A 7,844-nucleotide genomic window follows, 5' to 3' on the forward strand; every position below is an offset into this window, starting at 1 on the left:
GGTGAGCAGAGCGATAACCCGTTTGGGCGAGGTGGGAAAAGTCACCAGTAAACTCCCGCCTCCAAGTTTGGGTTCCTTTTCACAGAGCCGCTTGGCCGCCGTGCGAATGCACGGCAAGCAAGCGGCTCTGTGAATGGGTGCAGCGATGGACGGCGGGCCAACGAGCCCGCCGCCAAATAAAACAGCCTGCGGCTGCCGCCCCACGCGCAGTGGGAAATCAGCGCGAACACGTTTGCAATGGAAACGGTCCCTAGCGCTCTGCCGCCGCAGGGGACAAACCTGGCTCCACGGTTTCGTCCAACTCGCTCGGCCACTCGCCCTGCAAGACGAAGGGCTTAAAAAAGCCAGTCTGCGCGAGCGGGATTCGTGCACGCACGTAGATACCGGCTGCCTCGTCGTGGATTTGCGCTTGGATATGTCCGAGCGCGTGAAGCCGTGCGATAACGTCGTAACGCTCGTGCGGCACGAGCAACTCCGCGCTGCCCTGTGTGTTGGCGATAAGCTCCACGCACTGCGCTTCGAGCGCATCAAGCCCCTCACCGGTGTGCGCGCTGATGAAGAGCGCATCGGGGACGAGCTGGCGCGCACGACTGCGGTCGGCCTCCGTCGCAAGGTCGATTTTGTTAAACACGGTGATGATCGGCTTGTCCGCTGCGCCGAGCTCTTCGAGGACACCAAGCGTCGTCGCGTGGTGCTCCTCGAAGTTGGGATTCGCGAGATCGAGCGTGTGTATCAGAAAATCCGCGACAATCGTCTCCTCCAGTGTCGCCTTAAACGCCTCGACTAATCGGTGCGGCAGTCGGCGGATGAAGCCCACCGTATCCGTCACGAGCAGCTTCTGATTGCCGCGCAAGAGGAGTTGGCGGGTAGTCGGGTCGAGCGTCGCAAAGAGCTTATCGGCAGCGAGTACCTCAGCCCCCGTGAGCGCATTGATGAGCGAGGATTTCCCCGCGTTGGTGTAGCCGACGATTGAGGCCGTGGGAACCGGCACACGCAGGCGCTTACTGCGCTGCACCGCGCGCTGTTTTTGCACTTGGACGAGCTCGGCACGCAGCCGCGTGATGCGGTCGCGCACGAGGCGGCGGTCTTGCTCAAGCTGTGTCTCGCCCTCCCCACCGAGCTTTCCCTTTCCGCGCTGGCGCGAAAGGTGAGTCCACGCCCGTGCAAGCCGTGGTAGCGAGTACTCCATGCGAGCGAGCGCGATTTGCAGAACGGCTTCACGGGTCTGCGCACGGTCCGCAAAAATATCTAAAATGACCTCCTCGCGATCGATGACCGCGATGCCGGCGAGCTTTTCCCAATTGCGCTGCTGCGCAGGCGAAAGCGACTCGTCGATTACGATGAGGTCGCAGTCGAGGTGCTTTGCCAAGGTGATGATTTGGTCCGTGCGTCCGCTGCCCAAAAGGGTCGCTGGTTTCGGCTGGCCGCGCAGGGTGACAAGCTCGCGGTGCACAACCGAGATCTGCAGGTTCTCGACCAACTCGCGCAGCTCTTCGAGCAACTCCTCTGCCTCGCCCGTGCGCATCGTCTGCGTGTGCACACCGACAAGCAGCGCGCGCTCGCAGCGGTTGGGGTCGGACTGAGGCGTATTATCTAAAAAGTCGGCCATAAGCGGAAGTTGCAGCGCAGCGGGGGGATTAGCGCGAGCCACGAGCAAGCGGACACGGGCCGACGAGCCCGTGCCAGAAAAAAGGGACTGCGGCCAATAGCCCGCCCCCAGTCAGCGACTGTGCGAAAGCCGCCGATACTTGATCCGGTGCGGCTGCTCAGCATCGGCCCCTTTGCGACGGCGGTAATCCTCGAGGTAGCTCGTGTAGTTGCCGTTAAATACGCGCACTTGGCTGTCGCCCTCGAAGGCAATCATGTGCGTCGCGATGCGGTCGAGAAACCAGCGGTCGTGCGAGATGACGACCGCACAACCGGCAAAGTTCGCAAGCGCCTCTTCGAGCGCGCGAATCGAGTTTACGTCGAGGTCGTTTGTCGGCTCGTCGAGCAGCAGTAAGTTTGCGCCGCTGCGCAGCACGCGGGCGAGCAGCACACGGTTACGCTCCCCGCCCGAAAGGATGCCCAGCCGCTTCTGCTGGTCTGCCCCCGTAAACCCAAACTGCGCACAGTACGCGCGCGAATTCACGCGGCGGCTCCCGTGCTCAATCATCTCCTGCCCACCGCTAATCGCCTCCCAAATCGTTTCTGCGTCATCGAGCGAATCGCGCGATTGCTCGACATACGCGAGCCGCACCGTCTCACCCACTTTAAAGCTCCCTGCGTCAGGTGTTTCGAGCCCAGTGATGAGTTTAAAGAGGGTAGTCTTACCCGCACCATTGGGGCCGATAACGCCAACAATCCCGCCCGGCGGCAGCGCAAAGTCGAGGTCGCTAAAAAGCAGCTTGTCGCCAAACCCCTTCGCAACGCCGCGCGCTTCAACGACGAGGTTTCCGAGCCGCGGCCCAGGCGGTATCAAAATCTCAAAGTGCCGCTCCTGCTCGGCGACATCTTGCGCAAGGAGCGCTTCGTAAGCGTTGATACGCGCTTGCCCCTTCGCTTGGCGCGCCTTCGCCGAAGAGCGAATCCACTCCAACTCGCGCGCCATCGCCTTTTGCCGACGATCTTCCGTGCGCTGCTCCACCGCCAGACGCCGCTGTTTTTGCTCCAGCCAGCCCGAGTAATTCCCCCGCCAAGGGATGCCGTGCCCGCGCTCCAGCTCGAGAATCCAGCCCGCCACATTGTCCAAGAAATACCGATCGTGCGTCACCGCGATGACCGTGCCTTCGTAGCGCGCGAGATGCTGCTCCAGCCAATGCACGCTCTCCGCGTCGAGGTGGTTTGTCGGTTCGTCGAGCAGCAGAATATCGGGCTTTTGCAGGAGCAGCCGGGCAAGCGCGACACGACGCCGCTCGCCCCCCGAAAGCGTGTCAACCACCGCCTCCTCCGGCGGACAGCGCAGCGCGTCCATCGCTTGCTCGACAAGCGGCGCAGTATCCCAGCCGCCCAGCCGGTCGAGCTCGGTTTGCAACTGGGCTTGGCGGTCAGCGATCTTCTCGCGCGCCGCCTCATCCGCAGCCTCCGCGAGCGCGTCCCAACTCGCATCGTACTCCGCCGCAAGCGCAGTCAAGCGGGCGACCCCTTCTTCCACACAAGCCCGCACCGTAGCGCCCCCCGTAAGCTGGGGCTCCTGCTCAAGGAAGCCCACCGTATAGCCAGGCTCGATATGGACCCGCCCCTCAATCTCTGTGTCGCGCCCGGCAAGGATTCGCATCAGCGACGACTTCCCCGAACCGTTGAGCCCAAGAACGCCAATCTTTGCTCCGTAAAAAAACGAGAGCGACACGTCGCGAAGGATCTCCTTGCGCTCGATTTTTTTCGAGACGCCAAGCATCGAGAAAATGATTTTCGGGGCGGCCTCACCCGCCCCACCGCTCTGCTGCTGCGCTTTTTTCGCCATAAACTCGCCGAGCAAACCCCACCGCCCACACACTTCCAGCGTATTTATCCCCCCGCTAAACTAGGGCCTGTCCCCACTACGCGTGAGGCGGCGGTCAGTGACCGCTTCCATTTAATTTGGGAATTGGCCTCGTCGCTTCGCGACAAAACCAATTCCCAAATTTGAAAGCATTCCCCCTGTCGCGTTGCGACAGGGAGCGAAAGGCTCTATTTCAAAATCGCGATTTATGTTCGGAGGCAAAGCCTCCGAGCCAAATCGCGATTTAAATGGGAGTGGCAGCATGCCACCGCCCCACGCGCAGTGGAATTTACCTCGCGGCGCGTTTCTTTCGCCATGCGACGAGGGCGATGCCTGCTGCGGCGAGGAGTGCGCCGTAGGTTGAGGGTTCGGGGAAGACGCCCCAGGGGGTGATTTCGTAATAGTCGGCGTTGTAGTCTTTAAGGAGCAGCTTGTAGTCGAGGGAGTAGCCGTCGAAGAAAACTTGGCTTAGCAGGTCCGACCATCGGTCGGGGTCGTAGGCAGTTTTCTTGATGAGCAGGAAGTCCTCATATTCGTGCCAGCCGCGGACGAAGAGTTGGGCGCCCGAGTTGTTAAAAGTGAGCAGGTCGAGGAAGAGCCGGTTGGGCGAGGCGACCGTGCCATTTCTGAAGTCAATCGTTCCTCGGTCGATAATGTGCAGCTCGCGGAGCCCTTGGCTCGCGCCGTTTACGAGTGCGAGTGTGGCTTGGTCTTCGGCTGCGCCAAACTCGGCGCCGCGCCCGTAGGGCGTGCCACGCAGCGTGACTTTCGGCCTACTCGACAAGCGATCCGTGCCGCCGAGTATCCGCAATTCGTCGCGACCCGCGCCGTCGCCGATGTAGACCTGGCCATTCGCACCGGTGTTAAGTGTGCCGTTATTCAGCTCGAATCTGCCTTGGTGAATATACAGCGAGCCGATTTGGCTAGTCGTCGGGCCGTTATAGTAGAGGGGGCTCGGTCCGGCTTTTACCCAGTCGATTCCGCCGATAACACTGGTGAAGCCAGTAAACTGCAGTCCGTTTCCGTAAGCGTGGGTGTAGAGCGGGCGACTCGCCGCAGTCGTAATCGTGCCGGTGCCGGCGATGGTGCTGATGCCGCTAACTGCGCCGTTGGCGAGAATTCCGCCGCTGCTCAGCGTAAGCGCGCCGTTTAGTGTCGCCCGATGCGAACCGGTGGCGCTGCCGTTACTCCAGGCGGCGAGCCGCAGTGAGTTGAGGGTAACGATGCCGAAATTGGTCTCCGCAACCGTCGCCCCCGGCATGTAGTTACCGGTGTGCTGCGTGCCCGTCGTGTAGTTCGCGAAGTTGGCGATGTAATTGGCGTTACTCGCATCGGTGCTTGCCCAGTCGGTTCCGTTGATAGTGGCCCAGGGGTTGATGCCGCCGATCATGTGCTCCGAAAGCGTGGTAGCTGCTGCACTTAGCCGGACTTTACCAGTCGCGCTGTAGGTGTAGAGGGAGGCGGTGGCGCCGGTGACATCCGCATTCGATGTGAGATCGAGCGTGGCGCGCGAGCTGCTGGCACGTTTGAACTCGCCGATTTCAAGCTGGGTGTAGCTGGCGTTGCCCGTAGCGGGCATGTTGTGATGGATGCGGATTTCGTTGGCCCCACTCTCTAGCACGACGTCGCCTATAGTTTCGACCGAGGGGAGGTCCCAGAAGATATTGAGCAGGCCCTCGTTCCTGCGGCCGTCGTAGCGGAGTGTCCCCGTGTTGAATGTGACTTTGGTGGTATCGGCGACTTGAGCGGAGTCGTAGCTGCCTAAGGAGTCGCCGAAACCATGGTTTCTGATTGCGAAGCGGCCTCCCTCGCTGAGCGCGATATTCCCCACGGGGCCGAGCCGGGCGTTGCTGTTCACGAGCGCAAGCTCCGCGCCGGAGATTTCCAACACGTCGCTGTCGAGGGCGATGTTGTCTGCGGTGAGCTCGGCGCGCCCGTCGCCTACGAGCCGCAAGCCGCCTGCTTTCGTGCTGTTCCTCAGCTCACGGTTGAAGATGACATCGGTGAGGTTGGGCGCCCCGCCGCGTAGGGCTTGCCCGCGCTCGACGCGGATTGTCCGCATGGCGTCGCCGAAGTTTAGCACGCGGTCCCAGATAACCGCGGCATCCGCAGTGTAGTGGCCAAAGCGCAATTCTTGGCCGGCTTGCACGAAGCTGTTCGAGCCCCAGACGATTTCCGAAGTCGTTTCGTTGTCGATTTGGACGAGACGGTCGAATCCATAGGCCGCGAAGCCACCGGAGCCCTGCCAGATGATTCGCCCGTTTGGGCCGAAACGGGAGCGAGTGAAATTAGTGTCCAGCGCGAGCACGCCGCCGTCGAGTTCGATGTTGGAGCTGATCGGAATATTGCCACGCAACGCGCCCTCACGGATTACGGTCGGGCCGCTGTAGCTGTTTTGGGAGCTGCTCAGCCAGAGCAGCCCCAGGCCGGTTTTGAGAATCCCGCCACCCGTGCCGCTGAGTGCACCAGTCATCCGCGCGCGGGCGTTTTCCACTGGGTTGCCTTGGGCATCCGTGCTTCGTACTCCGCGCTCAACGCGAACCTCGCGTAACTGGGAGCCGAGATCTATCTCGTTCGTAAACGTGATTTCCCCAGTCGCATAGCGCGAGCTGAGCAATAGCTTACTCCCTGTCGGCACGAAGAAGCCCGAGCCCCATGTGAGGGAGTTCCCGCCGTTTAGGGTTACAGTGTCGGAAACTGCGGCTGACGAAAACCCGCCGTCGCCCAGCCACTGCACTTGCCCCGCCCCCGTGCCCAAGGTCATGCCGAAAGGGGGAGTCGGGTCGCTGTCCGGTGCTCGGAATTCCAAAATGCCGCCGTTGAACTGGAGCGGTGTTGATGCCAACGAAAGACCTGCCCACCAGTCGTTTGTCTCTAGTCCGACTCTCAACACCCCGCCGTTAATAGCCGTCGCCCCAGTCCATTGGCTCGCTTGGTTACCTTGAGTTCCCTGCTTGGCCGAACTGGGCAAATAGATGAGCCCCGAGCCCAGCTTTGTGAAGCCCGAGGAACCCGCCCCCACAATCCGTTGCCTGATTATGAGCCCATCGCTCCGGCCAGAGCGGGCGCCAAACGCAGTGTCAGCGACTAAAGTGATGACAGCGCTATTCTGCGTTGATATGTCGGTTGGACCGTCAGCGTAGAGGGCACCGATGGGCGCGGCTCCCGCTTGGCGAACGAGCCCGAGCCCCGAGAGAAAGGTGGTTCCCATGAGATGGTCGCCCGAGCGCATAGAAATGCTACCGCCACTCTGCACCGTTGTGCTTATGCCCACCGACGTAGAAGAAAATCCGTCTCTTATGACTAGCGTATTACTTCCCACAGTGAACTGAGCAGTGGCAGCAAGCCCGGGAAGGATAATATTCCCGATCATGAGAATGGTCGGATCGGTGGTCGAGCTCGCTACGGTGGAGAGCACGCTTCCGTTACTTAAAGTTATGCTTTCACGGAAATAAGTCACCCCCGTTCCGGTAACCCGCAATGAGTGGCCTCTGAGGTTAATGCTGCCGAGAAAACTGAGGACGCTGTCGGTCGAGTAGTTGGCGATTTCGAAAGTTTTGGCGGGGTTGCCCGCATCAGCGGGAGCGAGGGAAATCCGCTGGCCAATCGTGTAGCGGTTGGCGGGTAGCCCGCCATCGAGGACGGTGACGAGTCGGCCACCGTCCTCGAGCCCAGCGCCGAGGATGAAAGTACCCCCAAAGCCTTGGAGCGTGTAATCGCGCCCCGCCTCAAACCAAATTGAGCGGACAGCGGTGTCGCCGGCGGGTAGGATGACCGTCTGAGCGTCGGTGCCGCTAGGCTTGTTTCCGAAAACCAAGTCTGCGTTGGACACGGGCACTTGGTTATCAAAGGCACTCGTGCTGTTATACCAGTTGGCTCCGTCCTCCCAATTATTCGTCCCTGCCCCGCGATCCCAGTGATAAGTGGTGACTCCCGACGGCGGCAAAATCTGCGCAGTAACCGTACTGACTCCGAAAAGCCCGAAAACGAATCCGCTCGCACACGCGAAAGCCAAACTCACATAAGTTCTTAACTTATAAGGCTTTGGTGTTCTATCTGGGGAGAGGAAATACGCATTAGCTCGGCCGAACATAGGCATAATGCAGTAGTTGCTAACTACATACACCCTACTATCAAGCCTCATATCTTGCGCAAAATCCTGAGCAAAATCTACGTAGTTACCGAACTAATTCCGAAAAACCCAGAAAGCCAAGCCGCTCGCACACACGGAAATTAAACCCGCATAAGTTGTTTTTTAACAAATTTTTGAACAAAATGGAGAATGGAGCTGCTCCTTCCACTCCGCGTGGGGCGGCGGTCAGTGACCGCTTCCATTTAATTTGGGAATTGGCCTCGTCGCTTCGCGACAAAACCAATTCCCAAA

At 60.3% G+C, this 7,844-nt stretch carries 4 protein-coding genes; all 4 read right to left on the minus strand.

From position 1 onward, the window contains the following. Positions 1 to 250: 250 nt before the first annotated feature. Positions 251 to 1,609 (minus strand): GTPase HflX, encoded by a 1,359-nt coding sequence (hflX, locus tag AXK12_RS01590; RefSeq protein ID WP_068711030.1) that lies wholly within the window; start codon positions 1,607 to 1,609, stop codon positions 251 to 253. 111 nt (positions 1,610 to 1,720) lie between these two features. After that, positions 1,721 to 3,442, minus strand: coding sequence for an energy-dependent translational throttle protein EttA (gene ettA / locus AXK12_RS01595; RefSeq protein WP_068711032.1), 1,722 nt, complete (start codon positions 3,440 to 3,442; stop codon positions 1,721 to 1,723). A gap of 307 nt (positions 3,443 to 3,749) precedes the next feature. Then, positions 3,750 to 7,481 (minus strand): MFS transporter, encoded by a 3,732-nt coding sequence (locus AXK12_RS01600; protein ID WP_197456952.1) that lies wholly within the window; start codon positions 7,479 to 7,481, stop codon positions 3,750 to 3,752. Between the two features lie 157 nt (positions 7,482 to 7,638). Next, positions 7,639 to 7,844, minus strand: a 206-nt coding sequence (locus AXK12_RS09345; protein WP_231863476.1) for a hypothetical protein, incomplete at its 5' end; no start/stop codon positions are given.

Origin of the sequence: Cephaloticoccus capnophilus (assembly GCF_001580045.1) — a bacterium.
Taxonomy (GTDB): Bacteria; Verrucomicrobiota; Verrucomicrobiia; order Opitutales; family Opitutaceae; genus Cephaloticoccus; species Cephaloticoccus capnophilus.